The sequence below is a fragment of the Rhizobacter sp. P1_G5 genome (assembly GCF_056405435.1).
Genome location: NZ_JBFUCB010000008.1, coordinates 1 through 26,617, shown reverse-complemented (window position 1 = coordinate 26,617; position 26,617 = coordinate 1). Strand labels below are relative to the sequence as shown.

The following is a 26,617-nucleotide window of genomic DNA, read 5'->3' as shown; positions in this document are numbered from 1 at the left end:
GCCTGAACTCACGCCACGGCGAAGTACAGCGTCCGCTCCGACAGCGGGCCGCCGGCCGCCGTGCCGACCGTCAGGCTCACCTGCTGCACCCACGCTCCGCGCGGCCCGTGCGGTGCCGCGACGCGGCGGCTGCGCACGAACACCGCGCGGCCGTCGATTGCGCCGCTCCACTCGCCCAGCGTCTGCGCCGAAGCCGGATGCGCCCGCAAGGCCTTCAGGCGGAAGCGCTCGACGAAGGCGCGCAGGTCCGGCTCTGAGCGGATGGCGTCGAACTCCGGCGGGGTCGCCCACCCAGCGTCCAGCATGCGCGGGCGCGTCAGTGCAGGAAGCGGCCGTCCGAGCCGAGCATCGTCATCTCCACCATGTGGCCGCCGTTGTGGGTCTCGGGGCTGAACGTCACGTGGTAGCCGCCCGCGTCCCAGTCGTGCATCGTTTCCAGCGTGCTGATCAGCTTGGCGCGCGTCAGTGCGTGCCCGGCGCGGCGCAGGGCCTCGGTCATCGTCTTCGCGGCGATGAAGCCCTCCATCGAATGGAAGCTGCGCGTCGGCACGCCGGCCTTGCGCATCGCCTGCGCATACTCGCGCTGGATCGGGCTCGCCTCCGCCCACGGGAACGGCACCACTTCCGAGACCTGCAGGCCGGCGCCGGCGCTGCCCAGCTCGTCGGCCAGCGACTTGCCGCCGACGTACGACAGGCTGACGAACTGGCCCTTGAAGCCGCCCTTGCGCATCTCCCGGATCAGCGCCGCGCACGAGGCGTAGGAGCTGACCAGCACCACCGCATCGGGGTGCGCCGCCAGCAGGGCCTTCGCGGGCGCCGCCACGTCGGTGCTGTCGCGCGCGATGGTCGCCACGGTGCCCATCGCGAGCTTGCGCTTCCTGCCGGCCTGGGCCACCGCTTCCATGCCGGCGGTGCCGAAGGCATCGCTCTGGTGGAACACCGCGATGTGCGTCAGGTTGGTGACGCTCAGCTGCTCGACGATGTGCTCGGCCTCCTCGGCATAGCCGGCGCGCAGGTTGAAGACGTAGCGGTTGAACGGTTCGCGCAGCGCGGCGGCGCCCGAGGCCGGCGCGAACAGCGGCACCTGCGCGGCGGTGAGCACCGGCAGCGCCGCCAGCGTGGTCGAGGTGCCGATGTAGCCGAACAGCGCGAGCACGCCATCCTTCTCGATCAGGTCGTGCGTGTTCTGCACGGTGCGCGCCGGGTCGTAGGCGTCGTCCTTGGTGCGCAGCTCGATCTTGCGGCCGTTCACGCCGCCGGCTTCGTTGACGGACTGGAAGTAGGTGCGCGCGCCGAGGTTGAACTCGGTGGCCACCTGCGACGACGGTCCGCTGAACGGCGCCGACTGGCCGAGCAGGACGGTGTTGCCCACCAGGTCCTGCTCGGCGGCCTGGCTGCCCAGGCCGAACGAGGAGGCGATGGCGAACAGGGCGAGGTGTCGGCGGATGTGTACTGCTTGCATGATCGGAAGGGGCTGTCGGTTACTGGACGATGCGGCCGTTGATACCGAAGATGCCGAAGTTCACGTAGTGCGAGCCGCCGCGCCCGCGCGTGCTGAAGTCCAGCACGTAGCCGCCCAGGTCGAGCGGGGGCGAGCTGCGCAAGGTCGCGGTGACGGCCTCGGGCGTGATGCGCGGCGTCTTCTCCAGCGACGTGACGAGTGCCTTCGCGGCGATGAAGCCTTCCATCGAGCGGGCCGACAGGTCCGGGCTGGGCGTCGCGGCCTGCAGGGCCAGGTACTCGCGCACGATCGACAGGCTCGGCTGCGACGTCTGCGGCAGCACGATCGAGAAGGCGTAGCCGCGGGCGCGTTGCGTGCCCAGCGCTTTCAGCAGCGCATCGGTGTCGATGATCGACATGCCGTACAGCAGCGCGTGGCCGCCGGCGACCTCGTAGCGGCGCGTGAACTCGATGGCGGCCGCGGTGGTGGCGCCCAGCACGACCACCTCGGGCGCGGCCGTGATCATCTGGTCGACTGCGCTGCCCACCTCGATCGTGTTGCGCGGGTAGCCGGCACGCGCGACCAGCGTCATGCCGAAGCGGCCTGCGGCCGCCTGCGCGCCGGCCAGCACGTCCTTGCCCAGGCCGTCGTCCTGGTAGACCAGGCCGACGCGGCGGATGCCCAGGTGCGACAGCTGGCCCAGCAGCCGGTTCACCTCGTCGTGGTAGCTCGCCTTGACGACCAGCATGCCGTCGGCGCTCGCCACCGAGGCGGCGCCGGAGATCGCGCCGACCATGCCGACGTGCGTGCGCACCAGCACGCCGTCGGCCGCCAGCGCCTCGAGGTTGGTGGTGYCGATGGTGCCCAGCAGGGCGACCGGCGACTCCTTCTCGATCAGCTCCTTGACGAGGCGGACCGTCTGGTCGGGCTTCTGCGCGTCATCGCGCGTCACGAAGCGGATGCGCTGGCCCTTGATGCCGCCGCGCGCATTCACCGCATCGAACCAGAGCTGCGCCCCGGCGTGCACGGCCTTGCCGGTGACGGCCTGCGGGCCGCTGAACGGCGCCACCTGGCCGACGACGATGTCGGCCAGGGCCGCTTGCGACAGCAGCAGCGCGGCCAGGCCGGCGGCGCGCATCAGCAGGGATGCCGGGGGGCGATGGGAAGACTGCATCGGGGGGAACCTCGGGCTGGGTGCAAACGAGCCGCGAATGTAGGGAACCCCTGCCCGGTCCGCATGACCGCGCGTCGACCACGCCCTGACCGGCGAATGCGGGCGGCGCAAGCGTGACCGAGGTCACGGCTGCGCGGCCGGCAGCACCGGGAGATCGTCCTGCGGCAACACCTGGCGCACGTCCTGCGGCAGCTCGCGCTGGCGCGCGCGGATGTAGTCGTAGCGGTCCAGCGACGTCGCGTCCAGCGCCGCTTCGTCGGCCATCACGTGCGGGCGCAGGAACACCACCAGGTTGGTCTTGCGGCGCGTGCGGTTCAGGTAGCGGAACAGGCCGCCCAGCAGCGGGATGTCGCCGAGGAACGGGATCTTGCCGGCATCGCTCTCGTAGGCGTCCTCGATCAGGCCGCCCAGCACGACGATCCTGCCGTCGTTCACCATCACGGTGGATTCGATCGAGCGCTTGTTGGTGGCCGGCCCGGCGTTGCTGGTGCCCGGCGTCGCCGTCGAACTCACCGACGACGACTCCTGGAAGATCGTCATGCGGATGCTGCCGTTCTGGCCGATCTGCGGGCGGATGCGCAAGGTGATGCCCACGTCCTTGCGCTCGACCGTCTGGAACGGGCTCGCGCTGCTGCCGGACGTGTAGCTGCCGGTGACGAAGGGGACGTTCTGTCCGACCACGATCTTCGCCTCTTCGTTGTCGAGCGTGACGACGTTGGCGGTCGACAGGATGTTGGTGCCCGACATCGACTCGAGCGCCGACGCCACGTTGCCCAGCGTCAGCGTGCTCAGGCTGCYCTGGCTGATGCTGAAGATCTGCTTCCATTGCAGCCCGATGTCGAGCGCCTTGGCCGCGTCGACCTCGACCACCAGCGATTCGACGTAGAGCTGGGCGCGCCGGGTGTCGAGCAGTTCCACCACCGCGCGCAGCTCGCGGAACAGCGGCTCGGGGGCGGTGATGATCAGCGCATTGGCGGCCGGGTCGGCCTGGATGTAGCCGCCGGTCGACGGCTGCGCGGCGGCGCTGACCGGCGCGGTGGACTGGGCCGATGCCGACGAGCTGCCGCCGTTGCCAYCGCTTCCGGCGGGGCTGGCCGCGGCCGCCTGCGCCATGATCGGTGCCGCGCCCGGGCTGGTGCCGCCGCCGGTGGCCGACACCCGGCCGGCGTCGTTCGCCGCGGCGGCGCGCAGCACGGTGGCCAGCCGCGTCGCCTCGGCATTCTTCAGGTAGATGACATGGATGTTGCCGCCGGCAACGCCGCCGCCGCCGGCCCGGTCGAGTTGCGCGACGAGCGCGCGGATCGCGGCCAGGCGGGCGGGGTTCGGGGCGCGCACCAGCAGCGCGTTCAGGCGCGGGTCGGCGACGATAGTGGCCGCTGCTGCGCTGGCGCCCGCTGCCGGCACAGCCGCCGCCTGGCCCGCGCCGTCCGTCATGCGCAGCACCGTCGCGGCCAGGTCGGAGGCGATCGCGTTGTGCACCGGGATGACCTCCACGTCGGTGGCGCTCGGCGTGTCGAGCGCGGCGATCAGGGTCTGCAGCCGCTCCAGGTTCTCGGCATAGTCGGTGATCACCAGCGTGTTGTTGCCGGCATTGGCCGTGATGGTGTTGTTCGGCGCGATCAGCGGGCGCAGCACCGGCACCAGGTTGCTGGCGTTCTCGTGCACCAGCGGGATCACCTGCGTGACCACCTGGTCGCCGCGCGCACGCGCCGGCCCTGCGCCGGCCACGCCGGTCTGCAGCTTGGCCTCGGCCTCGGGCACCACCTTCAGCAGGCCGCGCGACTCGACCACCGCGGACCCGAGCCCGCGCAGCGCGGCCACGAAGATCTGGTACGCCTGCGCGGGCGTCACGCCCTGCTCGGTGTAGAGCGACAGCTTTCCCTTGACGCGCGGGTCGACGAAGATCGGACGGCCCAGGATGGCGGCCATCGCGCGCGCCGCGGACTCCACGTCGGTGTCGGGGAAGTTCAGCGTTGCGCCCGGCTCGGCGCGTGCCGCCCGGGCCGGTGCCACGCCGATCGAGAGCGCGCACGCGGCGCCGAGCGCGAACACGGCGCACTTCAGGGGGTTCGGCGGGGTCATGGGGCCTCGGGCGACGGATGCGGGCCGCGATGCTAAGGCGGCCCCTCGCGTGCTGCGTCTCGGCGCTGTCGCGTCACGGTAAAGAAGCTTGTCCTTCGCCGTCGGCGCCGTCACGCTTCAGGCGCGCCGTCACCCGGGCGACAACGCGCGCCGGTACTGGATGGCCTCGGCGAGGTCGGCGTTCTCGATGGCCTCACGGCCTGCCGAGTCGGCGATGCTGCGTGCCACCCGCAGCACGCGGTGAAAGCTGCGCGCCGACCAGCCGAGCCGGGTCGACACCGCGCGCAGGAAGGCCGCGCCGGCCGTGTCGAGCGCGCAATGCAGGTCGAGCGCATCGCCGGCCAGCTGCGCGTTGCGGCAGCCCTGGCGTGCCAGCGCACGCTGCTGCGCGTCCTGGACGCGCCCGCAGATCTGCCCGCTCGGCTCGCCATCGGGCGCGGTGGCCAGGGCCTCGGCGGGCAATGCAGGCACCTCGACCTGCAGGTCGATGCGGTCGAGCAGCGGGCCGCTGATGCGGGCCTGGTAGCGCAGCACCAGGTCGGGCGAGCAGCGGCACGCGCGCTGCGGGTTGCCCAGGTGGCCGCAGGGGCACGGGTTCATCGCCGCGATCAGCTGGAACTGGGCCGGGAAGTCGGCCTGCCGCGCCGCGCGCGAGATCGTGATGCGGCCGGTCTCCATCGGCTCGCGCAGCGCCTCGAGCGCGGCGCGCGGGAACTCGGGCAGCTCGTCGAGGAACAGCACGCCGTGGTGCGCGAGCGAGATCTCGCCCGGCCGCGGCGGCGACCCGCCGCCCACCAGCGCCACCGCCGACGCACCGTGGTGCGGGCTGCGCAGCACCCGCTGCCGCCAGCGCTCGGCGCGGAAGCTGCCGCTGATGCTGAGCACCGCGGCCGACTCGAGCGCCTCCTGTGCCGTCAGCGGCGGCAGCAGCCCGGCGAAGCGCTGCGCCAGCATCGACTTGCCGGTGCCCGGCGGGCCGACCATCAGCAGGCTGTGGCCGCCGATCGCGGCGATCTCGAGCGCACGCTTCGCGCCGCTCTGGCCCTTCACGTCGCGCAGGTCGGGCAGCGCCGCCGGCGTGCCGGGGCGCGGTGGCAGTGCGCGCGGCAGCGGCTCGCGCGGCGTGGGGTCGTCGGGGTCGTCCGGGCGCAGCGCCTGCACCAGCTCGAGCAGGTGCTTCGCGCCGTGGATCTCGATGCCGGCCACCAGCGCGGCCTCTTCGGCATTCGCGGCCGGCAGCACCAGCGCGCGTGCCGGTGTGCTCTGCGTCTGCAGCGCGAGCGCCATTGCCAGCGCGCCGCGCACCGGCCGCAGGTCACCGGCCAGCGACAACTCGCCGGCGAACTCGAAGCGCGCGAGGCGTTGCAGGTCCAGCCCGCCCTGCGCCGCGACGATGCCCAGCGCGATCGGCAGGTCGAAGCGGCCCGACTCCTTCGGCAGGTCGGCCGGCGCCAGGTTCACGGTGATGCGCTTGTTGTGCGGGAAGGCCAGGCCGCTGTTCTGCAGCGCGGCGCGCACCCGCTCGCGCGCCTCTTTCACCTCGGTGTCGGCCAGCCCGACCAGCGTGAAGTTCGGCAGGCCGTTGGCCAGGTGCACCTCGACGGTGACCTCGGGTGCCGCCAGGCCATCGAGGGCCCGGCTGTGGACGACGGCCAATGTCATGCGCTTTCCCCGCTTCGCAGATGAGAGGGGCGCGATTCTGCCCAGGGAGGGGATCCTCCGACACGGGGCATCTGTACCGGTCGCCGGCCCGGCCACTGAATTGCACCAGAAGCGGGCAATCGGGTGCATGCTGTGTCAATCGGCACCGCGGAGGTGCGTTTTCCGCAGCGCAGCCTCGTGAAAGCTGCCGAATGAGCCCCGATGGGGCGCGCACGCCCCAAAAAGTCCATGGCACAAAAGCTGCACAGAGGCCCCGGCCCCCTCAGTTTCAAACGCCTGGAGAAATCTGCATGAAGAAGATCGTGATCCTTTCGGCCCTGGCATCGCTGTTCGCCGTGTCGGTCCATGCCGAAGACGCCGCGCCGGCCGTGGCCACCAACTTCAGCCTGACCACGAACTACAAGTACCGTGGCCAGGACCAGGGCAACAACAAGCCGGCCGTGCAGGGCGGCTTCGACTACGCGAACAGCGGCTTCTACGTCGGCAACTGGAACTCGAGCATCGGGTTCACCAATTCCGGCATCGAGATGGACTTCTACGGCGGCTACAAGGGCGAGATCGCGAAGGACATCGGCTTCGATGTCGGCGTGCTGCAGTACTACTACTCGCAGAAGGACAAGGTCGTCGACTTCAACACCACCGAGCTCTATGGCGCGCTGAGCTACGGCCCGGTGTCGCTGAAGTACTCGACCACGGTGTCGAAGGACTACTTCGGCCTCGGCGAATCGGCCGGCCTGCTGCTGGGCCAGCCGGCACCCAAGGGCCGCAACACCGGCTACCTCGACCTGTCGGGCAACTTCGAGGTCGCCAAGGGCGTGACGCTGAACGCCCACATGGGCTTCACGCGCCTGTCGAGTGAACTGAAGGACGTCGGCTACGAGAACTACGCCGACTACAAGTTCGGCGCGACGATGGACCTCGGATCGGGCTTCTCGGCGGGCGCGGCGATCGTCGGCGCGACCAAGAAGGACTTCTATGGCGACATCAACAAGGCGCGCGCCATCCTGACGATCACCAAGTCGATGTGAGCCCGCGCCTGCGCGAGCCCCACCCATTCATTGCCAACAGGAGCATTCCATGAAGATGGTGACTGCCATCGTCAAGCCCTTCAAGCTCGACGAAGTGCGTGAAGCCTTGAGCGCCATCGGCGTCCAGGGCATCACGGTGACCGAGGTCAAGGGCTTCGGCCGCCAGAAGGGCCACACCGAGCTGTACCGCGGTGCGGAGTACGTGGTCGACTTCCTGCCGAAGGTCAAGATCGAGGCCGCCGTCGACGACGGCCTGATCGACCGCGTGATCGAAGCCATCGAAGGCGCGGCCCGCACCGGCAAGATCGGCGACGGCAAGATTTTCGTGTCGCCCCTCGAGCAGGTGGTGCGCATCCGCACCGGCGAGACCGGCAAGGACGCCCTCTGAGCACACTACAACAGAGACAACCATGAAGAAACTCATTGCCACACTCGCCCTGGGCTTCGCTGCCTGGGGCTTCGCCGGCGTCTCGCTGGCGCAGGACGCGGCCTCCGCGCCCGCCGCCACGGCTTCGGCCGCGGCGCCCGCGGCCGCGGTTGACGCGGCCTCCGCACCGGCTGCCGCAGCGTCCGCTRCAGCGGCCGCATCGGCGCCTGCCGTGCCGGTCGCCAACAAGGGCGACGTCGCCTGGATGATCGTCGCGACGCTGCTCGTGATCATGATGACGGTGCCGGGCCTGGCGCTGTTCTACGGCGGCCTGGTCCGCAGCAAGAACATGCTGTCGGTGCTGATGCAGGTGATGGTCACCTTCTCGCTGATCGTCGTGCTGTGGACCATCTACGGCTACAGCCTGGCCTTCACCGAAGGCAACAAGTTCGTCGGCGGCCTCGACCGGCTGTTCATGAAGGGCATCTTCGATCCGGCCACCGGCGTGTTCGCGATGGGCGCGACCTTCAGCAAGGGGGTCTACATCCCCGAGCTGCTGTTCGCGGCCTTCCAGGCGACCTTCGCCGGCATCACCTGCTGCCTGATCGTCGGCGCGTTCGCCGAGCGCATCAAGTTCTCGGCCGTGCTGCTGTTCATGGCGCTGTGGTTCACCTTCAGCTACGCGCCGATCGCGCACATGGTCTGGTTCTGGATGGGCCCGGATGCGTACAGCGCCGCGGGCGTCGTCGACGAGATGAACTCGAAGGCCGGCCTGCTGTGGCAATGGGGCGCGCTCGACTTCGCGGGCGGCACGGTGGTGCACATCAACGCCGCCGTCGCGGGCCTGGTGGGTGCGTACATGGTCGGCAAGCGCGTCGGCTACGGCAAGGAAGCGTTCACGCCGCACTCGCTGACGCTGACGATGGTCGGTGCCTCGCTGCTGTGGGTGGGCTGGTTCGGCTTCAACGCCGGGTCGGCGCTCGAAGCCGGCAACAGCGCCGTGCTCGCCTTCATGAACACCTTCACGGCCACCTCGGCCGCGGTGCTCGCGTGGTCGATCGGTGAAGCGCTGATGCGGGGCAAGGCCTCGATGCTGGGTGCGGCTTCCGGTGCGGTGGCAGGCCTGGTGGCGATCACGCCGGCGGCCGGCAATGTCGGCCTGATGGGCGCGATCGTGATCGGCTTCGTCGCCGGTTTCGCCTGCCTGTGGGGCGTCAACGCGCTGAAGAAGCTGCTCGGTGCCGACGACTCGCTGGACGTGTTCGGCGTGCACGGCGTCGGCGGCATCGTCGGCGCGCTGCTGACGGGCGTGTTCAACACGCAATCGCTCGGCGGCCCCGGCCTGGTCGGTGACTGGGTCACGGCCTCGGTCACCTCCAACGGCATCGGCGCCCAGGTGTGGATCCAGCTGAAGGCCGTGCTCGTGACCGTCGTCTGGTCGGGCGTGGTCTCGGTGGTGGCGTTCAAGATCGTCGACCTGGTGGTCGGCCTGCGCGTGACGGAAGAAGAGGAACGCGAAGGCCTGGACATCTCGGCACACGGCGAGACGGCTTATCACCAGTAATTTTGGGAAGAGGCGCGGACTTCGGTCCGCGCGGGACACAGGGAAGGCCGCCTCCGGGCGGCCTTTTCCTTTTCGGCCCGGGGCCCCTGCCGGCCGTGACGCATGGCGCACACCGGCCGGGGCCTCCGCACTTGCCATCGACGGCGGCGACCCCAGATGCCTAGAATCCGCGATCCCCAGGCGTTCAACGGGCTCTTATGGTTCCCCATCTCATCACTGCACTCACCGGCCCGATCAACGAACTGGAGCAGCGCATCCTCGAATCGCTGCCGGCCATCGAGCGCTGGTTCCGCCTCGAATGGATGGAGCACACGCCGCCGTTCTACACCTCGGTCGACGTGCGCAATGCCGGCTTCAAGCTGGCGCCGGTCGACACCAACCTGTTCCCGGGCGGCTTCAACAACCTGACGCCCGAGATGCTGCCGCTGGCGGTGCAGGCGGCGATGGCGGCGATCGAGAAGATCTGCCCCGAGGCCAAGAACCTGCTGCTGATCCCCGAGAAGCACACCCGCAACACGTTCTACCTGATGAACGTGGCGCGCCTGATGCAGATCTTCCACCAGGCCGGGCTGAACGTGCGCCTGGGCACGCTGGACGACACCATCAAGGCGCCGACGCAGATCGACCTGCCCGACGGCAGCGCGCTGACCGTCGAGCCGCTGCTGCGCACGCGCGGGCGCCTCGGGCTGAAGGATTTCGATCCCTGCACGATCCTGCTGAACAACGACCTGTCGGCCGGCATCCCGAAGGTGCTGGAGAACCTGCACGAGCAGTACCTGCTGCCGCCGCTGCACGCCGGCTGGGCGGTGCGCCGCAAGACCAACCACTTCCAGGCCTACGAAGAGGTCGCGAAGAAGTTCGCCAAGCTGCTGGGCATGGACCCGTGGCTGATCAACCCGATGTTCGCCCGCTGCGGCGAGGTCAATTTCAGCGACGGCACCGGCGCCGAATGCCTGGCGAGCAATGCCGAGGCGCTGCTGGGCAAGATCCGCCGCAAGTACAAGGAATACGGCATCCAGGAGAAGCCGTTCATCATCGTGAAGGCCGATGCCGGCACCTACGGCATGGGGATCATGACGGTGCGCGACCCGAAGGACCTGGTCGACCTGAACCGCAAGGCACGCAACAAGATGAGCGTGATCAAGGACGGCCAGGAGGTCAGCGAGGTCATCCTGCAGGAAGGCGTGCCGACCTACGAGCGCGTCAACGATGCGGTCGCCGAGCCGGTCGTCTACATGATCGACCGCTACGTGGTCGGTGGCTTCTACCGCGTCAACGCCGAGCGCGGCATCGACGAGAACCTGAATTCCCCCGGGGCGAGCTTCGTGCCGCTGGCCTTCGCCGAGTCGAACCAGCTGCCCAAGCCAGGCGTCAAGCCGGGTGCCAGTGCGCCGAATCGCTTCTACATGTACGGAGTGATCGCTCGCTTGGCCATGCTCGCGGCCAGCTACGAAATGGAAGCCACGGATCCCGACGCCGAGGTCTACGAGTAGATGGAGCCCCTCGGTCGACGGGTACGTCGGCCGATCCCCCGGGGGGATGCGGGCCGGCTTGGGGCGGCCCGGCGCTCGGCCCTACACCACTCGTTGCTGCAGTGCAACATCAACCCCCGACACCTTGGGGGTGGGGGCGGGCGATCTGTTTCCGGGCGTATCCACGGGCGCACAATGGCCGTCCTTTGGATTGAGCCGTGCCCCTTCGGCGGGCGCGGTGGAACGTGAATCAGCATCGTCCCAGCTCCAGCCTGGCCGCCCTGACGCTGGGCGCCCTTGGCGTCGTCTACGGCGACATCGGCACCAGCCCCCTCTACGCACTCAAGGAAGTCTTCGCCCACGGTCACGTGCCGTTGACGCCGCAGAACATCTACGGCGTGCTGTCGCTGGTGTTCTGGACGCTGACGGTGGTGGTCTCGGTGAAGTACGTGGTGCTGATCCTGCGGGCCGACAACAACGGTGAAGGCGGGTTGATCGCGATGCTCGCGCTGGCGTCGCAGGCGGTGAAGGACCGGCCGGTGCTGCGCAGGCGGCTGCTGATGGTCGGCATCTTCGGCACGGCGATCTTCTTCGGCGATGGCGTGATCACGCCGGCCATCACGGTGCTGGGCGCGATCGAGGGCCTGGAGGTCGCGGCGCCCGGGCTGCACCACTACATCGTGCCCTTGTCGCTGGTGGTGCTGACGCTGCTGTTCCTGGTGCAGCGCCATGGCACCGCGACGGTGGGCAAGCTGTTCGGCCCGGTGATGGTGCTGTGGTTCGCGGTGCTGGCGGTGCTCGGGCTGTCGCAGATCGTGACGAACCCGGCCGTCCTGGCGGCGCTGAGCCCGCATTACGCGCTGGATTTCCTGCTGGGCCATCCGGCGATCGCGTTCATCGCGCTCGGCTCGATCGTGTTGTGCGTGACGGGTGCCGAGGCCTTGTATGCCGACATGGGCCATTTCGGCAAGCGCCCGATCCGTCTCGCGTGGTTCAGCCTCGCGATGCCGGCGCTGGTGCTGAACTATTTCGGGCAGGGCGCGATGTTGCTGGCGCACCCGGAGAACGTGAAGAACCCGTTCTACGAGATGGCGCCGCCCTGGGCGGTGTACCCGCTGATCGGCCTGGCGACGCTGGCGGCGGTGATCGCGTCGCAGGCGTTGATCACGGCGGCGTTCTCGGTGACGAAGCAGGCGATGCAGCTCGGCTACCTGCCGCGGCTGCGCATCCTGCACACCTCGGTGCGGGAGACGGGGCAGGTGTATGTGCCGTTCGTCAACTGGGGGCTGTATGCCTGCATCGTGCTGGCGGTCGTGACCTTCGGCTCGAGCAGCAAGCTGGCGGCGGCGTATGGCATTGCGGTGACGATCGACATGCTGATCACGACCACGATGACCTTCTTCGTGATCCGTTACGGCTGGAAGTACCCGTGGCCGCTGAGCATGGCGGCGACCGGCTTCTTCTTTCTGGTCGACTTCACCTATTTCAGCGCGAACGTCATCAAGGTGTTCGACGGCGGCTGGTTCCCGGTGGTGATCGGTGGCGTGATGTTCATGATCATGATGACCTGGAAGCAGGGTCGCCGGCTGATGGCCGAGCGCCTGCGCGAGGACGCGATCGACCTGAAGAGTTTTCTCGACGCGGTGTTCGTGAGTCCGCCGACGCGGGTGGCCGGCACGGCGGTGTTCCTGGTGAGCGAGCAGGGGCTGACGCCGAATGCGTTGTTGCACAACCTGAAGCACAACAAGGTGCTGCACGAGACCAACCTGTTCGTGACGGTGAAGCTGCACGAGGTGCCGTGGATCGGTTTCGAGAAGCGTTGCGAGATGGAGCCGCTGGGCCGCGACTGCTGGCAGGTGACGGTGCACTTCGGCTTCAAGAACGAGCCGGACGTGCCGGAGGCGCTGAACTTCTTGCGCACGCGAGGCTGCCAGATGGACGACATGGAGACCTCGTATTTCCTGTCGCGCGACATCGTGATCCCGACGTTTGGGAGCGGCATGGCGAGCTGGCGCGAGAAGCTCTTTGCGGGGATGCACCGGAATGCGGCGGCGGCGGCGGACTTCTTGTCGCTGCCAACGAATCGGGTGGTCGAGCTCGGCTCGAAGGTCGAGATCTGACCTCTGTCTCTTCACTGCGTGAGGCTGCTGCCGGGATTTCGCCCCGGCGGGCGAGTCACTTTCATTTGTCTTGCCAAATGAAAGTAACCAAAGCAAAGGCGCTTTGAAAACCATGCGGTTCGTTCAGTCTCGCTGCGGACAACACTGACGCTTCGGCTGCACATCCCCCGTTCATTGGGATTGTTGTTCTCCCGCTTCACTCGACTCGCTCGCTTCGCGTCGCATCGTCTCGCGCCCGCGATCGCCATGCATCTTGGCGATGCGYAGCGAGCTGGGTGGAGAAGAACGGCCAACAATCCCAATGAASGTGGGGCACCAGCCGAAGCGTCAGTGTTGTCCGCAGCGAGACTGAACGAACCGTATGGTTTTCGGGTTGAGGGCTCTTTGCTTTGGTTACTTTCATTTGAGCCAGCAAATGAAAGTGACTCGCCCGCCGGGGCGAGACCCGGCAGCAGCCTCACGCAGTGAAAAGACCCTAAACCTTCGGCGGAGCCGTATCCACAAAACTCTGCCGAACCGCCAGCTTCTCGTAGAGCTTCGACAAGTTCGGATACGTCGTCCGCCAATCGATATGGGCAAATCGGAAATCCAGGTACCCGAGTGCGCAGCCCGTCGCGATATCGGCCAGCGTGAAGTGGTTGCCCGAGCACCAGGCCTTCTCGCCCAACCCCTGGCTCATCGCCGCCAAACAGGCATGCACCTTGTCCATCTGCCGGCTCACCCACGCCGCACTGCGCTGGCCCTCGCTGCGGCCGGGCCAGGTCTGCTCCAGCCTGGCCAGGATCGCCGCATCCTGCAGGCCATCCCCCAACGCCTCCCAGGTGCGCACCTCGGTGCGCTCACGCCCGGTCTCCGGAATCAGCTTGCCCACCGGCGAGCGCGTGTCGATGTACTCCACGATCACCCGCGAGTCGAAGACCGCCTCGCCACCCTCCATCACCAGCACCGGCACCTTGCCCAGCGGGTTGGACTTCATGATCGCGTCGCTCGTCCACACGTCCTCCAGTTCGAACTGGTAGTCGAGCTTCTTTTCCGCCATCACGATGCGCACCTTGCGCACGTACGGGCTTGCGAGCGAGCCGATGAGTTTCATGTGGGTGTCCCTGGAGTGAAAACGATTCTAGCGAAGGGTGGCTGTCTGAAACGCAGTGTTAAAGTTTTCGGCGAGGGAGAACGCCGGCCATCCACCCCGCACGGCGCAACACGACATGACAACACCCCACGGCCCCCAGGGCGGATTCACCGCGCCCGACGGTGACCAGCCCGCCCAGAGCGCCAGCATCGACAGCGCCGGCCTGAACGGCGTGATCTCGACGCTCGACACCACCACCGTGCCGCCCACGGTCACCCCRTCCAGCTTCGACAGCACGCTCAACGAACGCCTGCCGATCCGCTTCACCGGCTCCGGCAGCGAATACTTCCGCATCTGGATCGTCAACCTGCTGCTCACGCTGGTCACCGCCGGGCTCTACTTCCCGTGGGCCAAGGTGCGCCGCCTGCGCTACTTCTACGGCAACACGCTGGTGGCCGGCCACCCGCTCGGCTTCCACGGCGACCCGAAGAAGATGCTGCGCGGCTACCTGCTGGTGGTGCTGCTCGGCGGGCTGTATTCGGTGGCCGGCCAGTTCTCGCCGATGGCCGGGCTGGTGGCCTTCGTGATCGTCGCGGCGCTGTGGCCGGCACTGTTCAAGTCGTCGCTGCAGTTCCGCCTCGCCAACACCAGCTGGCGCGGGCTGCGCTTTCGCTTCAAGGGCGACGCAGCCGGCGCCTACCGCGCACTGCTGCCGGTGTTCGCGCCCAGCGCCGTGCTGCTGGGCGTCCTGCTTGCGGTGCCCGACCAGGTCCACCCACCCGGCTGGTTCGGCCCGGCCTTCACCGCGGTGATGGGCGTGACGCTGCTGGTGCTGCCGCTGATGATGTGGAACCTGAAGAAGTACCAGCACGACCACTATGCGTTCGCGCAGCTGCAGACCGAGCTGCGCGCCGGCCCCGGGGCCTTCTATGGGCTGTGCCTGAAGAGCCTGGGCGTGTGGCTGGTGGCCGGCGTCGTGGCCGGCCTCGTCGTCTTCGGCTTGGCCACGCTGCTCGGCTCCAGCGTGGCCGACTTGATTCGCAACCGCGGCGAGACCGGCCGCGTTGCGGCGATGGTGCTCGGCTTCATCGTGATCCTGGCATCGTGGCTGCTGATGCAGGTCTTCGCCCGGCCGTACTTCACCTCGCGCTTCCAGAACCTGCTGTGGTCGCGCACCGGCAACCAGCACCTGCGCTTCAAGAGCGAGCTGCGCTTCTGGCCGCTGCTGCGCGTGACGCTCGCGAACTGGCTGCTGATGATCGTCACGCTCGGCCTGTACTGGCCGTTCGCGCGCGTCGCGCTGACCCGGCTGCGGCTCGAATCGGTCGGCATCGTCAGCCGCACCCACATCGACGCGCTGGTCGCGCAGGCCGGCCACGAAGGCGATGCCGCCGGCGACGCGGCCGGTGACTTCTTCGGCATCGACGTCGGCCTGTGAACGCGCCCGCCGCTCCTGCCCTCGAGGTCGACTACTTCGACGGCCGCAGCGCCCGCAGCCACCGCGTGCGCATCCACCTGAGCGGCGAGCGCCTGTTGATCGCCGGCGACGGCGTCGCGCGCAGCGTGCCGCTCGTCGAGGTGCAATGGCCGGAGCGCACCCGCCACGGCGCACGCGTCGCGCACCTGAAAGACGGCGGTGCGCTGCACTGCACCGACTCGGCGGCGTGGGACGCCTGGGCGCGCGAAAGCGGCCGCAGCGAGACGCTGGTCGTCAAGGCCCAGCAGAGCTGGCGCTGGGTTGGCGGCATCGTCGTCGCGTTCGCGGCGCTGATGGTCGCCGGCTACCTGTGGGGGCTGCCGTGGGCTTCGCGCGCGGTCGTCGCGATGTTGCCGCCCTCGGTCGATCGCCAGATCGGCGAGGCCGCGATGAAGTCGGTCGACGGCGAGCTGGTGCAGGCGAGCGAGCTGCCCGCGGCGCAGCAGGCGAAGCTGCGCGCCGCGTTCGAGCGCGCGATCGCGCAGGCGTACCCGCAGGGCGCGCCGCCGCACGAGCTGCTGTTCCGCCGCGGCAAGGACAAGTCGCTGGGCCCGAACGCGTTCGCGCTGCCCGGCGGCACGATGGTGCTGACCGACGAACTGGTGGCGCTGGTCGGCGGCGACGAATCGGTGATCGTCGGCGTGCTCGGCCATGAACTCGGCCATGTGCGCCACCGCCACGGGCTGCGCATGCTGGTGCAGGCGACCGCGCTGGGCGTCGTGACGAGCCTGGTGGTCGGCGACTTCAGCAGCCTGCTGGCCGGCGTGCCGCTGGTGCTGGGCCAGGCGGGCTATGCGCGCGATGCCGAGCGCGAGGCCGATGCCGACAGCGTGCACCTGATGAAGGCCGCCGGCATCTCGCCCGATGCGATGGTGCGCTTCTTCGAGAAGATCGCCGAGGAGCGCCGCAAGCGCTCCGGCGGCGAGCCCGGCTGGCTCGGCATCGCGATCGCGTCGCACCCGGCCGACGACGACCGCATCCGCTACTTCCGCGAGGCCGCAGGCCGCTAGGCTAGCGCTGCAGCGTCCAGTCGACGCTGCCCGGCCGTCCCGGCAGCGACAGCGTCGCGGTGGCCGCCGGCGTCTTCGCAATGACCTGCCCGCCGCGCACCACCGCGAGCCGCGTCGCGCGCAGCCGGATCGCTTCCACCGGGTCGCGCGCCTGCAGCAGCACGAAGTCAGCGCGCGCCCCGGCCTGCAGTCCGTAGCCCTCCAGCCCGAGGATCCTCGCGCTGTTGACGGTGACGGCATCGAAGCAGGCCCGCATCTGCGCCTGCGAGGTCATCTGCGCCACGTGCAGGCCCATCTGCGCGACCTCCAGCATGTCGGCGCTGCCCGACGAGTACCACGGGTCCATCACGCAGTCGTGGCCGAAGCCGACGTTGACGCCGGCGGCCATCAGCTCGGGCACGCGCGTCATGCCGCGGCGCTTCGGATAGCTGTCGTGGCGGCCCTGCAGCGTGATGTTGATCAGCGGGTTGGCGACCGCATGCACCTGCGCCTCGGCGATCAGCGGCAGCAGCTTGCTGACGTAGTAGTTGTCCATCGAGTGCATCGAGGTCAGGTGCGAGCCGGTGACGCGGCCCTGCAGCCCGAGCCGCTGCGTGTGGAACGCGAGCGTCTCGATGTGGCGCGACAGCGGGTCGTCGCTCTCGTCGCAGTGCATGTCGACGCGCAGCCCGCGCTCGGCCGCCAGCTCGCACAGCAGCCGCACGCTCTCGGCGCCGTCGGCCATCGTGCGCTCGAAGTGGGGGATGCCGCCGACCACGTCGACGCCCCGGTCGAGTGCGCGTTTCAGGTTCGCGAGCGCGGTAGGGGAGCGCAGCACGCCGTCCTGCGGGAACGCGACCAGCTGCAGGTCGAGGTACGGCTTCACCAGCTGCTTCACGTGCAGCAGCGCGTCGACCGCGAGCAGCCGGTCGTCGCAGATGTCGACGTGCGAACGCACCGCGAGCAAGCCCTTGGCCACCGCCCAGTCGCAGTACTGCAGCGCGCGCTCCACCAGCGCCTGCTGCGTCAGCAGCGGCTTCAGCTCGCCCCACAGCGCGATGCCCTCGAGCAGCGTGCCGCTCTGGTTGACGCGCGGCAGGCCGTGGCTGAGCGTCGCGTCCATGTGGAAATGCGCGTCGACGAAGGGCGGCGACAGCAGCCAGCCGTGGCCGTCGAGCAGCGTTGCGCCCTCGGGCTGCGGCAGCTGGGGGCCGATCGCCTCGATGCGGCCGTCGCGCGCGAGCACATCGTGGCCGCGGCGGCCGTCGGGCAGGGTGACGTTGCGGACGAACAGCATCGGGTTCTCCTTTGACTGGCGTGGCGACTTGACCTGGGAGGTCATCGACTGCAGGCGGCCAGGCCGCGAGGATGCAGCCATGTCCTCTCACTCACTCAACCCCGAAGGAGCATTCATGAATGATGCCAGCACCCTGGTCACCCGCTATCTGGAGGCCTGGAACGAAAGCGATGCGGCGCGTCGGGCGCGGCTGATCGCGGAGCTGTGGAGTGCCGACGCGCGCTACACCGACCCGCTGGCCGACGTCCGCGGCCACGAGGCGATCAGCGGCTTGATCGGCGCCGTGCAGCAGCACTACCCGGGCCACCGCTTCGAGCCGCATGGCCAGGTGGATGCGCATGGCCGCTACCTGCGCTTCTCGTGGCAGCTGTGCGACGCCGGCGGACAGGGCGTCGCACGCGGGACCGACTTCGCCGAGCTGCTCGACGATCGGCGCCTGCGCAGCGTCACCGGCTTCCTCGACCAGAACTCACAGTGAACGAAAGGCCTTTGTCATGAACGGTATCGACCTCGTCCCGCTGGCCGTCGGCCACATGATCGGCCTCGGCGCCATCGGCTCCTGCCTGGGCGTCGGTGTCCTGGCCAGCAAGTACCTCGAAGCCTCGGCGCGCCAGCCCGAGCTGATGGAGCCGCTGCAGCAGAAGGTGTTCCTGCTGGTCGGCGTGCTCGACGGCGCGTTCATCATCGCGACCGGCATCGGGCTGTGGTTCGCGACCGCCAACCCCTTCAAGGGGTGAGCGTTCAGGCGGCAGGCGGCGCGTAGCGTGCCGGCAGCGCGAGCCCCGGCCGCTCGTCGTCCCAGGCCATCGCGCTGATGCGCCAGCCGGTGGGCGTCGAGACGAACTGCGTCGAGATCACGCCGCGTGCCGATAAGGCCTGGCCGTTCAGCGTGCCGGTCTTCGCATAGGTGCTGGTGCGGTGCGCCACCTGGCCGAACACCTCGGTGATCTCGGCCAGCTCGGTCTCGCGGAACGCCGTCAGCTCGCCGGCCTCGACCGAGCGCTGGCGCGGCGCGATGAACTGCGCGACGCCCGTCACCTCGGGCGCCGGCCCGATGTTGCGGATCAGCAGGCCGCCGTCGATGAACAGCCCGTGCAGCCGCTCGTAGGGCGGGCGCCCGCCGGGCTCGAAGGACACGGCGTCGAAGAAGGCCTGCATCAGCGCGGCCAGGGCAGTGGGTGTCGGCGTCATGGCCGCGGATTGTCCGTGCGCTGTCCGCTGTCCGTCCGGTGGCTGTCCGCGGACACATCGGCAGCAGGGGCAATCCGCGCCAAGCCCTTGATTCAATGGGATTTTCATCGCCGGCGGGAGCGGGCACGGGCGTTGCAATGAAGCAGGCCATGAACGCTGCGAACGACGCTCCGCTGATCCGCGACACCTCGGCCCAGGACCAGCCGTTGCCGAAGCGCCGGCTGCGGCCCGGGSCGTGGCTGGCCGCCGGCGCGGCGCTGGCGGCCCTGCTCGCGGTCGCGCTCTCGACGCCGGCGCTGCGGCACGGCTTCTCGAGCGGCTCGTCGGTGTCGGCCTCGCGGCTGGTGGTGGCGACCGTGCAGCGCGGCCCGTTCGTGCGCGACATCGCGGCCGAGGGCAAGGTCGTCGCCGCGGTGAGCCCGACGCTGTACGCGGCCGGCGGCGGTGCCGCGACGCTGAAGGTGCATGCCGGCGACCGGGTCGCGCGCGGCCAGGTGCTCGCGGTGATCGACAGCCCCGAGCTGGCCGCGAAGCTCGCGCAGGAGCTGTCGAATGCCGACGCGATGAAGGCCGACGTGCTGCGTGCCGACGTGGATGCGCGGCAGCAGCGCGGCACATTGCAGGGGGCGTTCGATGCGGCGCGCATCGACCACAGCAGTGCGCAGAACGACCTGGCGCGCCAGCAGAAGGCGTTCGACGCCGGCGCGGTGTCGGGCATGCAGGTCGAGCATGCGCGCGACACGCTGCAGAAGGCGCGCATCGCGCTCGACCATGCCGAGGCCGGCCTGCGGCTGAAGGACGACAGCCTGAAGTTCGATGTGCAGGCCCGCCAGCTCGCGCATGCGCGGCAGCTGCTGCTGGTGAAGGACCTGCAGCGCCAGGTCGAGAGCCTGACGGTGCGCTCGCCGGTCGAGGGGCAGGTGGGGCAGTTGTTCATTGCCGAGCATGCGAATGTCGCGAAGGATGCGCAGCTGCTGTCGGTGATCGACCTGTCGGCGCTGGAGGTGCAGATGCAGGTGGCCGAGAGTTTCGCGCGCGATCTCGGCGTCGGCATGCCGGGCGAGATCAGCGGCAACGGCCACACGTGGCGCGCGGCGGTCAGCACGGTGTCGCCAGAGGTCGTCAACAACGAGGTGGCGGCGCGGCTGCGCTTCAGCGGTGGCGCGGGCGAGCAGCCGAGCCAGCTGAGGCAGAACCAGCGCCTGTCGGTGCGCGTGCTGCTCGACAAGCGCGATGACGTGCTGGCCGTGCAACGCGGCAGCTTCGTCGACGAATCCGGTGGCGCGCATGCGTACGTGCTGCGCGACGGCATGGCGGTGAAGACGCCGATCCGCGTCGGCGCGCGCAGCCTCGACAAGGTCGAGATCCTCGGCGGCCTGGCCGTCGGCGACCGGGTGGTGGTGTCCGGTGCCGAGCTGTTCCAGGGGGCGGAGCAGGTCGCCGTCAGCCAGTGATTCAACCCATCAACGAACGAACCGAAGGACTCCCATGCTCAAGATGACCGGCCTGTCCAAGGTCTACCGCACCGAGGTGATCGAGACCCATGCGCTGCGCGCGTTCAACCTCGAGGTGAAGGAGGGCGAGTTCGTCGCGGTGACGGGTCCGTCGGGCTCGGGCAAGACGACCTTCCTGACGATCGCCGGCCTGCTGGAGGCGTCGACCGGCGGCAGCTACCTGCTCGATGGCGTCGAGGTGGGGCAGCTGGACGACAACGCCCGTTCGCGCATCCGCAACGAGAAGATCGGCTTCATCTTCCAGGCCTTCAACCTGATCCCGGACCTGAACATTGCCGACAACGTGGAAGTGCCGTTGCGCTACCGCGGCATGAAGGCCGACGAGCGTCGCCGGCGCGTGCGCGATGCGCTGGAGCGGGTGGGGCTGGCCGCGCGCGAGCGCCACTACCCGGCGGAGTTGTCGGGTGGCCAGCAGCAGCGGGTGGCGATCGCACGCGCGCTGGCCGGCAGTCCGCGGCTGCTGCTGGCCGACGAGCCGACCGGCAACCTCGACAGCCAGATGGCGCGCAGCGTGATGGCGCTGCTGGAGGAACTGCACCGCTCGGGCGCGACCATCGTGATGGTGACGCACGATCCGCAGCTGGCGGCGCGGGCGCAGCGGAACGTGCATGTCGTTGACGGGCAGGTCGTGGATGTGTCGGACGAACTGCGGCTCAGCTCTGCGAGCGAAGTGGCGGCCTGAGATGGTGAACGGTGCGAGCAAAGGCGCGAGTGGGCAGGCTGTGGCTCGCCGGCCGGTGCGGTCATCGCCCCGGGGGGCGATGACTGCCCTCCGCTGGCTGGTTTCATGGCCCGTCGCCCAAACTCCCGCCACTCACTTCGTTCGTTGTGGTCAAACAGTGTGCGACAGTCAGTTCACGAAGCGTGCTGCGCACGCGGGCCATGAAACCAGCCAGCTCCGGCGCCCCGTCCTGATTGGCGCTCCACAGCCTGCCCACTCGCGCCTTTGCCACCACCACCGTGCTGTGTGGGGTGGAGAAAAGACTGAACAGGTCGACGAAACGTGCGGGCGCTCGCATGCTCGTCGATCACTTCAGCCCAGTCCCCCAAGCGCCGCGATGCGCCGCTGCATCGCTGCACTCCTGCTGGCAGCCGCACCACTGGCAGCCCGAGCCGACGACCTGCTGCAGGTCTACCAGCAAGCCCGTCGTGCCGACCCGGTGCTGTCGGCGGCCGATGCCCAACGCGGCATCGCGAGAGAGGGCGTCGTGCAGGCCCGAGCGCCGCTGCTGCCCCAGGCCTCGGCCGGCCTGGCATTCGACCGCTTGCAACCGACCGGTGACCCGGGAGAGCGCAACAGCAGCCGCGCCGCCTCCGTCACGCTGAACCAGGTGCTGGTCGATGTGTCCCGTCTGTCGCAGCTGCATGTCGCGCAGTCGCAGGCCGAGGCGCAGGACGACCTGGTGCGCGCCGCCGAACAGGCCTTGTGCGCCCGCGTCGCCCGTGCCTACTTCGATGTGCTCACCGCCGACGACGCGGTGCGCCAGGTCGAGGCCAACGAGGATGCGTTCCGCCAGCAGGTCGAACAGTCGGACCAGCGCTTTCGCAACGGGCTGTCGGCCCAGGTCGACGTGGAGCAGGCGCGGGCCTACCACGCGGCGGCGCAGGCGGCCAGCATCGATGCGCGCCAGGCACGCGACGATGCGCGCGAGGCGCTCTCCGAGATCACCGGCCAGCCGGTGCCGACCCTCAACCGCCTGCAGGACGAGCTGCCGATGGCCTTGCCCGAGCCGGCCGATCCGCAGGCCTGGGTCGACGAGGCGCTGCTGCACAACCCGGGCTTGTCGGCGCAGCGCCATGTCGTCGATGCCGCAGGGCAGGGCATCGCCGCCGCACGGGCCGGCCACCTGCCCACGCTGAGCGCCAACCTGGGCGTCGGCCGCGCCGCCGCCTGGCCGGTGCCGGCCAGCAACACCGACGGCCGCAACGTCGCGAGCGTCGGGCTCGTGCTCAACGTGCCGCTGTTCGCCGGCGGCGCCACGCAATCACAACTGCGCCAGGCCCTGCGCCAGCAGGATGCGGCGCGCGACGACTACGAGCTGCGCCGCCGTCGCGTCGCGCGCGAGACGCTGGAGCAGTACCGCAGCATCGCCGCCGGCATCGGCCGCATCGGCGCCACGCGCACCGCGGTCGACTCGGCCGGCCGCGCCCTCGCCTCCACCCGCATCGGCCACGAACTCGGCACCCAGACCATGACCGACCTGCTGCTCGCGATCCAGACCCAGGCCTCCGCGCAGGCCTCGTACTCGCAGGCGCGCCACCAGTTCGTGCTCAGCCGCCTGCTGCTGCTGCAGTCGGCCGGCCGCATCGCCGAGGCCGACCTCGCCGCCGTCAACACCCTGCTGAAATAGGAGCGCCCCACCATGTTCGGCTACCACCTCGACCTGGCGCTGCGCAGTTTCCGCCGCAGCCCCGCGCTGACCGCGCTGATGGTGCTCGCGATCGCGCTCGGCATCGGCGCCAGCATGACCACGCTGACGGTGTTCCACGTGCTGTCGGGCGACCCGATCCCGGGCAAGAGCGACCGGCTCTTCTACGTGCAGCTCGACGCCAACGAACGCGGCGCCGCGCCGCCCGGCGCCGAACCGCTGGAACAGCTGACCCGCTTCGATGCCGAGGCCCTGCTGCGCGAACACCGCGGCGAACGCCAGGTGATGATGACCGGCGGCTCGGTCGCCGTGCAGCCGGCGCAGGCCGACCGCCCCGCGTTCTTCGCGAGCGCCCGCTACACTACCGCCGACTTCTTCCCGATGTTCGAGACGCCGTGGCGCCACGGACATGGCTGGAGTGCCGCCGACGACGAGGCCGGCGCGCGCGTCGCGGTCATCTCGCACGAGCTGAACGAGAAGCTGTTCGACGGCGCCGACAGCACCGGCCGCATGCTGCGTGCCGGCGACCGCGACTTGCGCATCGTCGGCGTGCTCGCGCCGTGGCGCCCGGTGCCGCACTACTACGACCTGTACGCCGGCCGCTTCGCGAAGACCGAGCAGGTGTTCACGCCGCTGTCCACCGCGCTGCAGGCCCGGCTGCCGATCGCCGGCAGCATGACCTGCTGGGGCAACCGCACCGCCCCCGACCCGCGCGCACTGAACGCCCCCTGCGCCTGGCTGCAGTACTGGGTGCAGATGCCGTCGGCGGCCGACGCGCCGGCGCTGCGGCAGTACCTCACCGACTACTCCGAGCAGCAGCGCGCGGCCGGCCGCTTCGAGCGGCCGAGCAACGTGCGCCTGCGCAACGTCACCGAGCGCATGTCGTTCAAGCACGTCGTGCCCGGCGACGTGCACCTGCAGCTGTGGCTCGCATTCGGCTTCCTGCTGGTGTGCCTGACCAACACCGTCGGGCTGCTGCTCGCCAAGTGCATGCGCCGCGCGCCGGAGATCGCAGTGCGGCGCGCGCTCGGCGCCACCCGGCGCGCGATCTTCGGGCAGTTCCTCGTCGAGGCCGGCAGCATCGGCATCGTCGGCGGCGTGCTCGGCCTCGGCCTCGCGCTGCTCGGGCTGTGGGGCGTGCGCCAGAACCCGGCCAGCTATGCGCAGCTCGCCTACCTCGATGCGCCGATGCTCGCGATCACCCTCGTGCTCGCACTGGTGGCCAGCCTCGCCGCCGGGCTGCTGCCCGCCTGGCGCGCCTGCCAGGTGACGCCGGCGCTGCAGCTCAAGTCGCAGTGAACAGCGGCCAGAACCCAAGGAGAACGCGATGATGGACTTCCGACCGATCCTGTCGACGCTGCGCCGCCACAAGACCGCCGCCGCGCTGATCGTGCTCGAGGTCGCGCTGAGCTGCGCGATCGTCAGCAACGCGCTGTTCCTGATCGGCCAGCGGCTGGAGCGCATGCAGGCGCCCACCGGCCTGGCCGAGTCCGAGCTGCTGCACATCCGCCTCAACGACATCGCGCATCGCGACAACGACGAGGCGCTGACCCGGCGCGACCTGGCGACCCTGCGCGCCCTGCCCGGCGTCAAGGCGGCCACCAGCGTCAACCACGTGCCGTTCGGCAACGGCTCGTCCGACACCGGCGTCAGCCTCTCGTTCGACCAGACCTCGCCGACGATCACCGCGGCGCTGTACCTCGTCGGCGAGAACGCGCTCGCGACGCTCGGCCTGAAGCTGGTCGAGGGCCGCGACTTCCTCCCCGAGGAGATGCAGCCCGCCTCGGCCCTCGATGCCGAGGAGCCGAAGGTGCCGGCGGTGATCCTCGACCGCGGCACCGCGGCGCGCCTGTTCCCCGAGGGCAGCGCGATCGGAAAATCGCTGTACGTGTTCGGCCCCTCGCCGATGCGCGTGGTCGGCGTGGTCGAGCACATGTCGATCCCGCAGCCCGACGGCCCGCGCAGCGGGTTCCTGACGCTGCTGCCGGTGCAGCCCTCGTACAACGAGGGCAACTACCTGGTGCGCGTCGATGCGGCGCAGCGCGACCTGCTGCTGAAGGATGCGGTCGCCGCGCTGCAGGCGGTCGACAGCCGGCGCATCGTGATGGAGCGCGAGACCTTCGACGACATGCGCCACGCGTATTTCCGCCAGGACCGCTGGATGGCGGCGCTGCTGGTCGCGGTGTGCATCGCGCTGCTGGTGGTCACCGCGTTCGGCATCGTCGGTCTCGCGAGCTTCTGGGTGCAGCAGCGCACGCGGATGATCGGCGTGCGGCGCGCGCTCGGCGCGTCGCGGGTGCAGATCCTGCGCTACTTCCAGGCCGAGAACTTCCTGCTGACGACGATGGGCATCGCGATCGGCATGACGGCGGCGTACGGCATCAACCGGCTGCTGATGAGCCTCTACGAGCTGCCGCCGCTGCCCTGGGTGTGCCTGCCGATCGGCGCGGTCACGCTGTGGGCGCTGGGCCAGGTGGCGGTGCTCGGCCCGGCGCGGCGCGCGGCGGCGCTGCCGCCGGTGGTGGTGATGCGCGGGGCCTAGTAAGCTCGCGCCCCATGCGCCGCATCCTGATCATCGACGACAACCCCGCAGTCGGCCAGGCCCTCACGCTGCTGCTGTCCCTGCACGACATCGTGGCCGAGGTCGCGCTGACGCCCGAAGCGGGCCTGGCCGCGCTCGACCGCCGCCCGGCCGACGTCGTGATCCAGGACATGAACTTCAGCGCCGATACCACCTCCGGCGCCGAGGGTGCGGCGCTGTTCCGCGCGATCCGCGAGCGCCAGCCCGACCTGCCGGTGATCCTGCTGACCGCCTGGACGCGGCTCGAGGCCGCCGTCGAACTGGTGAAGGCCGGCGCCGCCGACTACCTCGCGAAGCCCTGGGACGACGCGAAGCTGCTCGCCACCATCGAGAACCTGCTGGAGCTGGCGGAGTCGACGCGCGAGGTGGCCCGCCTGCGCGACGAGCGCCGCCGCCGCCGCGTCGCGCTCGCGCAGCGTTTCGACCTGAGCGGCATCGTCTACGCCTCCGATGCGATGGAGCGCACGCTGGAGCTGGCCTGCCAGGTCGCGCGCTCCGACCTGCCGGTGCTCATCACCGGGCCGAACGGCAGCGGCAAGGAACGCATCGCCACCACCGTGCATGTCAATTCGGCGGTGCGCGACGGGGCGTTCGTCGCGGTCAACTGCGGCGCGCTGCCGGCCGACCTGATCGAGACCGAGCTGTTCGGTGCCGAGGGCGGCGCGTACACCAGTGCGATCAAGTCGCGCGACGGCCGCTTCGATGCGGCGGACAACGGCACGCTGTTCCTCGACGAGATCGGCACGCTGCCGCTGGCCGGCCAGGTGAAGCTGCTGCGGGTGCTGGAGAGCGGCCGTTTCGAGCGCGTCGGCTCCACGCGCACGCGCCACGTGCGGGTGCGCGTGATCAGCGCGACGAATGCCGACCTGAAGACGATGGTGCGGGATGGCCGCTTCCGCGAAGACCTGTACTACCGGCTCAACGTGATCGAGGTCGTGGTGCCGCCGCTCGCGCAGCGCCGCGACGACGTGCTGGCGCTGGCCGAGCACTTCCTCGCCGGCCGCCCAGGGCTGGTCGACGCGGCGCGCGCGGCACTGCTCGCGCATGCGTGGCCGGGCAACGTGCGCGAGCTGAAGAACGTGATCGAGCGCGCCGCGCTGCTGGCGCGCGGCGGGCCGGTCACGCCCGAGCTGCTGGGCCTGCCGGCAGCCGAACTCGCCCCGACGCCGCGCAACCTCGGCGAACCGAGCCGCGACGCGGTGGTGGCGGCGCTGGCG

The 26,617-nt window shown here is 69.8% G+C and carries 23 protein-coding genes; 15 read left to right on the top strand and 8 right to left on the bottom strand.

The genetic code is table 11. The features are described 5' to 3' along the window. Positions 1–8: 8 nt before the first annotated feature. The 5 genes from AC1D12_RS01495 to AC1D12_RS01475 form a co-directional block, all read right to left on the bottom strand. Positions 9–305: a hypothetical protein gene (locus AC1D12_RS01495; protein WP_477825698.1), complete on the bottom strand. Its 297-nt coding sequence runs from the start codon at positions 303–305 to the stop codon at positions 9–11. A gap of 11 nt (positions 306–316) precedes the next feature. Then, positions 317–1,462, bottom strand: coding sequence for an ABC transporter substrate-binding protein (locus AC1D12_RS01490; protein ID WP_465110424.1), 1,146 nt, complete (start codon positions 1,460–1,462; stop codon positions 317–319). A 19-nt stretch (positions 1,463–1,481) separates the two neighbouring features. Further along, the gene (locus AC1D12_RS01485; protein ID WP_477838548.1) at positions 1,482–2,615 is read right to left on the bottom strand and encodes an ABC transporter substrate-binding protein; all 1,134 of its coding nucleotides are present in this window, start codon (positions 2,613–2,615) and stop codon (positions 1,482–1,484) included. 123 nt (positions 2,616–2,738) lie between these two features. Continuing rightward, on the bottom strand, positions 2,739–4,697 hold the full coding sequence (locus tag AC1D12_RS01480) for a secretin GspD/PilQ domain-containing protein (RefSeq protein WP_477838546.1): 1,959 nt from the start codon (positions 4,695–4,697) through the stop codon (positions 2,739–2,741). A 129-nt stretch (positions 4,698–4,826) separates the two neighbouring features. Next, positions 4,827–6,359, bottom strand: a complete 1,533-nt coding sequence (locus tag AC1D12_RS01475; RefSeq protein WP_477838544.1) for a YifB family Mg chelatase-like AAA ATPase — start codon at positions 6,357–6,359, stop codon at positions 4,827–4,829. A gap of 290 nt (positions 6,360–6,649) precedes the next feature. Between AC1D12_RS01475 and AC1D12_RS01470 the strand changes: the two genes are divergently transcribed. The 5 genes from AC1D12_RS01470 (at position 6,650) to AC1D12_RS01450 (ending at position 12,910) form a co-directional block, all read left to right on the top strand. Beyond that, entirely contained in the window at positions 6,650–7,387 is a 738-nt protein-coding gene (locus tag AC1D12_RS01470; protein WP_047509783.1) for a TorF family putative porin, read from the top strand. Positions 7,388–7,436: 49 nt separating this feature from the next. Beyond that, on the top strand, positions 7,437–7,775 hold the full coding sequence (locus AC1D12_RS01465) for a P-II family nitrogen regulator (RefSeq protein WP_047509787.1): 339 nt from the start codon (positions 7,437–7,439) through the stop codon (positions 7,773–7,775). Positions 7,776–7,797: 22 nt separating this feature from the next. Next, the gene (locus AC1D12_RS01460) at positions 7,798–9,318 is read left to right on the top strand and encodes an ammonium transporter (RefSeq protein WP_477838542.1); all 1,521 of its coding nucleotides are present in this window, start codon (positions 7,798–7,800) and stop codon (positions 9,316–9,318) included. A 197-nt stretch (positions 9,319–9,515) separates the two neighbouring features. Continuing rightward, positions 9,516–10,811, top strand: a complete 1,296-nt coding sequence (gshA, locus tag AC1D12_RS01455) for a glutamate--cysteine ligase (protein ID WP_047509792.1) — start codon at positions 9,516–9,518, stop codon at positions 10,809–10,811. Positions 10,812–11,035: 224 nt separating this feature from the next. After that, positions 11,036–12,910, top strand: a complete 1,875-nt coding sequence (locus tag AC1D12_RS01450) for a potassium transporter Kup (RefSeq protein ID WP_047509794.1) — start codon at positions 11,036–11,038, stop codon at positions 12,908–12,910. Between the two features lie 475 nt (positions 12,911–13,385). Here AC1D12_RS01450 and AC1D12_RS01445 read toward each other — a convergent pair whose 3' ends face one another. Continuing rightward, a complete protein-coding gene (locus AC1D12_RS01445; RefSeq protein ID WP_477838539.1) occupies positions 13,386–14,003 on the bottom strand; it encodes a glutathione S-transferase N-terminal domain-containing protein in 618 nt (205 codons plus the stop codon). Between the two features lie 115 nt (positions 14,004–14,118). On the opposite strand from AC1D12_RS01445, the gene AC1D12_RS01440 reads away from it, so the two are divergent. Together AC1D12_RS01440 and AC1D12_RS01435 are read left to right on the top strand one after the other, a co-directional pair. Further along, positions 14,119–15,420: a YjgN family protein gene (locus AC1D12_RS01440; RefSeq protein ID WP_477838537.1), complete on the top strand. Its 1,302-nt coding sequence runs from the start codon at positions 14,119–14,121 to the stop codon at positions 15,418–15,420. Next, positions 15,417–16,469 (top strand): M48 family metallopeptidase, encoded by a 1,053-nt coding sequence (locus tag AC1D12_RS01435; protein WP_477838535.1) that lies wholly within the window; start codon positions 15,417–15,419, stop codon positions 16,467–16,469. Before AC1D12_RS01440 ends, AC1D12_RS01435 begins: the two co-directional genes overlap by 4 nt. A 1-nt stretch (position 16,470) precedes the next feature. Here AC1D12_RS01435 and AC1D12_RS01430 read toward each other — a convergent pair whose 3' ends face one another. Further along, the gene (locus AC1D12_RS01430; RefSeq protein ID WP_477838533.1) at positions 16,471–17,745 is read right to left on the bottom strand and encodes an amidohydrolase family protein; all 1,275 of its coding nucleotides are present in this window, start codon (positions 17,743–17,745) and stop codon (positions 16,471–16,473) included. Positions 17,746–17,860: 115 nt separating this feature from the next. On the opposite strand from AC1D12_RS01430, the gene AC1D12_RS01425 reads away from it, so the two are divergent. Together AC1D12_RS01425 and atpE are read left to right on the top strand one after the other, a co-directional pair. Further along, positions 17,861–18,223, top strand: coding sequence for a nuclear transport factor 2 family protein (locus AC1D12_RS01425; RefSeq protein ID WP_465110432.1), 363 nt, complete (start codon positions 17,861–17,863; stop codon positions 18,221–18,223). Between the two features lie 16 nt (positions 18,224–18,239). Next, positions 18,240–18,482: a F0F1 ATP synthase subunit C gene (gene atpE, locus AC1D12_RS01420; protein ID WP_047511051.1), complete on the top strand. Its 243-nt coding sequence runs from the start codon at positions 18,240–18,242 to the stop codon at positions 18,480–18,482. A 4-nt stretch (positions 18,483–18,486) separates the two neighbouring features. Here atpE and AC1D12_RS01415 read toward each other — a convergent pair whose 3' ends face one another. Continuing rightward, positions 18,487–18,936, bottom strand: coding sequence for a hypothetical protein (locus AC1D12_RS01415; protein ID WP_477825859.1), 450 nt, complete (start codon positions 18,934–18,936; stop codon positions 18,487–18,489). A 149-nt stretch (positions 18,937–19,085) separates the two neighbouring features. On the opposite strand from AC1D12_RS01415, the gene AC1D12_RS01410 reads away from it, so the two are divergent. The 6 genes from AC1D12_RS01410 to AC1D12_RS01385 form a co-directional block, all read left to right on the top strand. Continuing rightward, entirely contained in the window at positions 19,086–20,390 is a 1,305-nt protein-coding gene (locus AC1D12_RS01410; RefSeq protein WP_477838531.1) for an efflux RND transporter periplasmic adaptor subunit, read from the top strand. Between the two features lie 34 nt (positions 20,391–20,424). Further along, complete coding sequence (locus tag AC1D12_RS01405) at positions 20,425–21,132, top strand: ABC transporter ATP-binding protein (RefSeq protein ID WP_477825858.1); 708 nt, start codon at positions 20,425–20,427, stop codon at positions 21,130–21,132. 376 nt (positions 21,133–21,508) lie between these two features. Beyond that, complete coding sequence (locus AC1D12_RS01400; RefSeq protein WP_477825857.1) at positions 21,509–22,801, top strand: TolC family outer membrane protein; 1,293 nt, start codon at positions 21,509–21,511, stop codon at positions 22,799–22,801. Between the two features lie 12 nt (positions 22,802–22,813). Continuing rightward, a complete protein-coding gene (locus AC1D12_RS01395) occupies positions 22,814–24,118 on the top strand; it encodes an ABC transporter permease (protein WP_477825856.1) in 1,305 nt (434 codons plus the stop codon). Positions 24,119–24,146: 28 nt separating this feature from the next. Continuing rightward, complete coding sequence (locus AC1D12_RS01390; protein ID WP_477825855.1) at positions 24,147–25,361, top strand: ABC transporter permease; 1,215 nt, start codon at positions 24,147–24,149, stop codon at positions 25,359–25,361. Between the two features lie 14 nt (positions 25,362–25,375). Further along, positions 25,376–26,617, top strand: a 1,242-nt coding sequence (locus tag AC1D12_RS01385; RefSeq protein WP_477838529.1) for a sigma-54-dependent transcriptional regulator, incomplete at its 3' end; no start/stop codon positions are given.

Bases quoted from the DNA above. Each gene is read 5' to 3' on its own strand.
- AC1D12_RS01495 (WP_477825698.1), bottom strand. From the start codon at position 305: ATGCTGGACGCTGGGTGGGCGACCCCGCCGGAGTTCGACGCCATCCGC.
- AC1D12_RS01490 (WP_465110424.1), bottom strand. From the start codon at position 1,462: ATGCAAGCAGTACACATCCGCCGACACCTCGCCCTGTTCGCCATCGCC.
- AC1D12_RS01475 (WP_477838544.1), bottom strand. From the start codon at position 6,359: ATGACATTGGCCGTCGTCCACAGCCGGGCCCTCGATGGCCTGGCGGCA.
- AC1D12_RS01470 (WP_047509783.1), top strand. From the start codon at position 6,650: ATGAAGAAGATCGTGATCCTTTCGGCCCTGGCATCGCTGTTCGCCGTG.
- AC1D12_RS01465 (WP_047509787.1), top strand. From the start codon at position 7,437: ATGAAGATGGTGACTGCCATCGTCAAGCCCTTCAAGCTCGACGAAGTG.
- gshA (WP_047509792.1), top strand. From the start codon at position 9,516: ATGGTTCCCCATCTCATCACTGCACTCACCGGCCCGATCAACGAACTG.
- AC1D12_RS01445 (WP_477838539.1), bottom strand. From the start codon at position 14,003: ATGAAACTCATCGGCTCGCTCGCAAGCCCGTACGTGCGCAAGGTGCGC.
- AC1D12_RS01430 (WP_477838533.1), bottom strand. From the start codon at position 17,745: ATGCTGTTCGTCCGCAACGTCACCCTGCCCGACGGCCGCCGCGGCCAC.
- AC1D12_RS01425 (WP_465110432.1), top strand. From the start codon at position 17,861: ATGAATGATGCCAGCACCCTGGTCACCCGCTATCTGGAGGCCTGGAAC.
- atpE (WP_047511051.1), top strand. From the start codon at position 18,240: ATGAACGGTATCGACCTCGTCCCGCTGGCCGTCGGCCACATGATCGGC.
- AC1D12_RS01415 (WP_477825859.1), bottom strand. From the start codon at position 18,936: ATGACGCCGACACCCACTGCCCTGGCCGCGCTGATGCAGGCCTTCTTC.
- AC1D12_RS01405 (WP_477825858.1), top strand. From the start codon at position 20,425: ATGCTCAAGATGACCGGCCTGTCCAAGGTCTACCGCACCGAGGTGATC.
- AC1D12_RS01400 (WP_477825857.1), top strand. From the start codon at position 21,509: ATGCGCCGCTGCATCGCTGCACTCCTGCTGGCAGCCGCACCACTGGCA.
- AC1D12_RS01395 (WP_477825856.1), top strand. From the start codon at position 22,814: ATGTTCGGCTACCACCTCGACCTGGCGCTGCGCAGTTTCCGCCGCAGC.
- AC1D12_RS01390 (WP_477825855.1), top strand. From the start codon at position 24,147: ATGATGGACTTCCGACCGATCCTGTCGACGCTGCGCCGCCACAAGACC.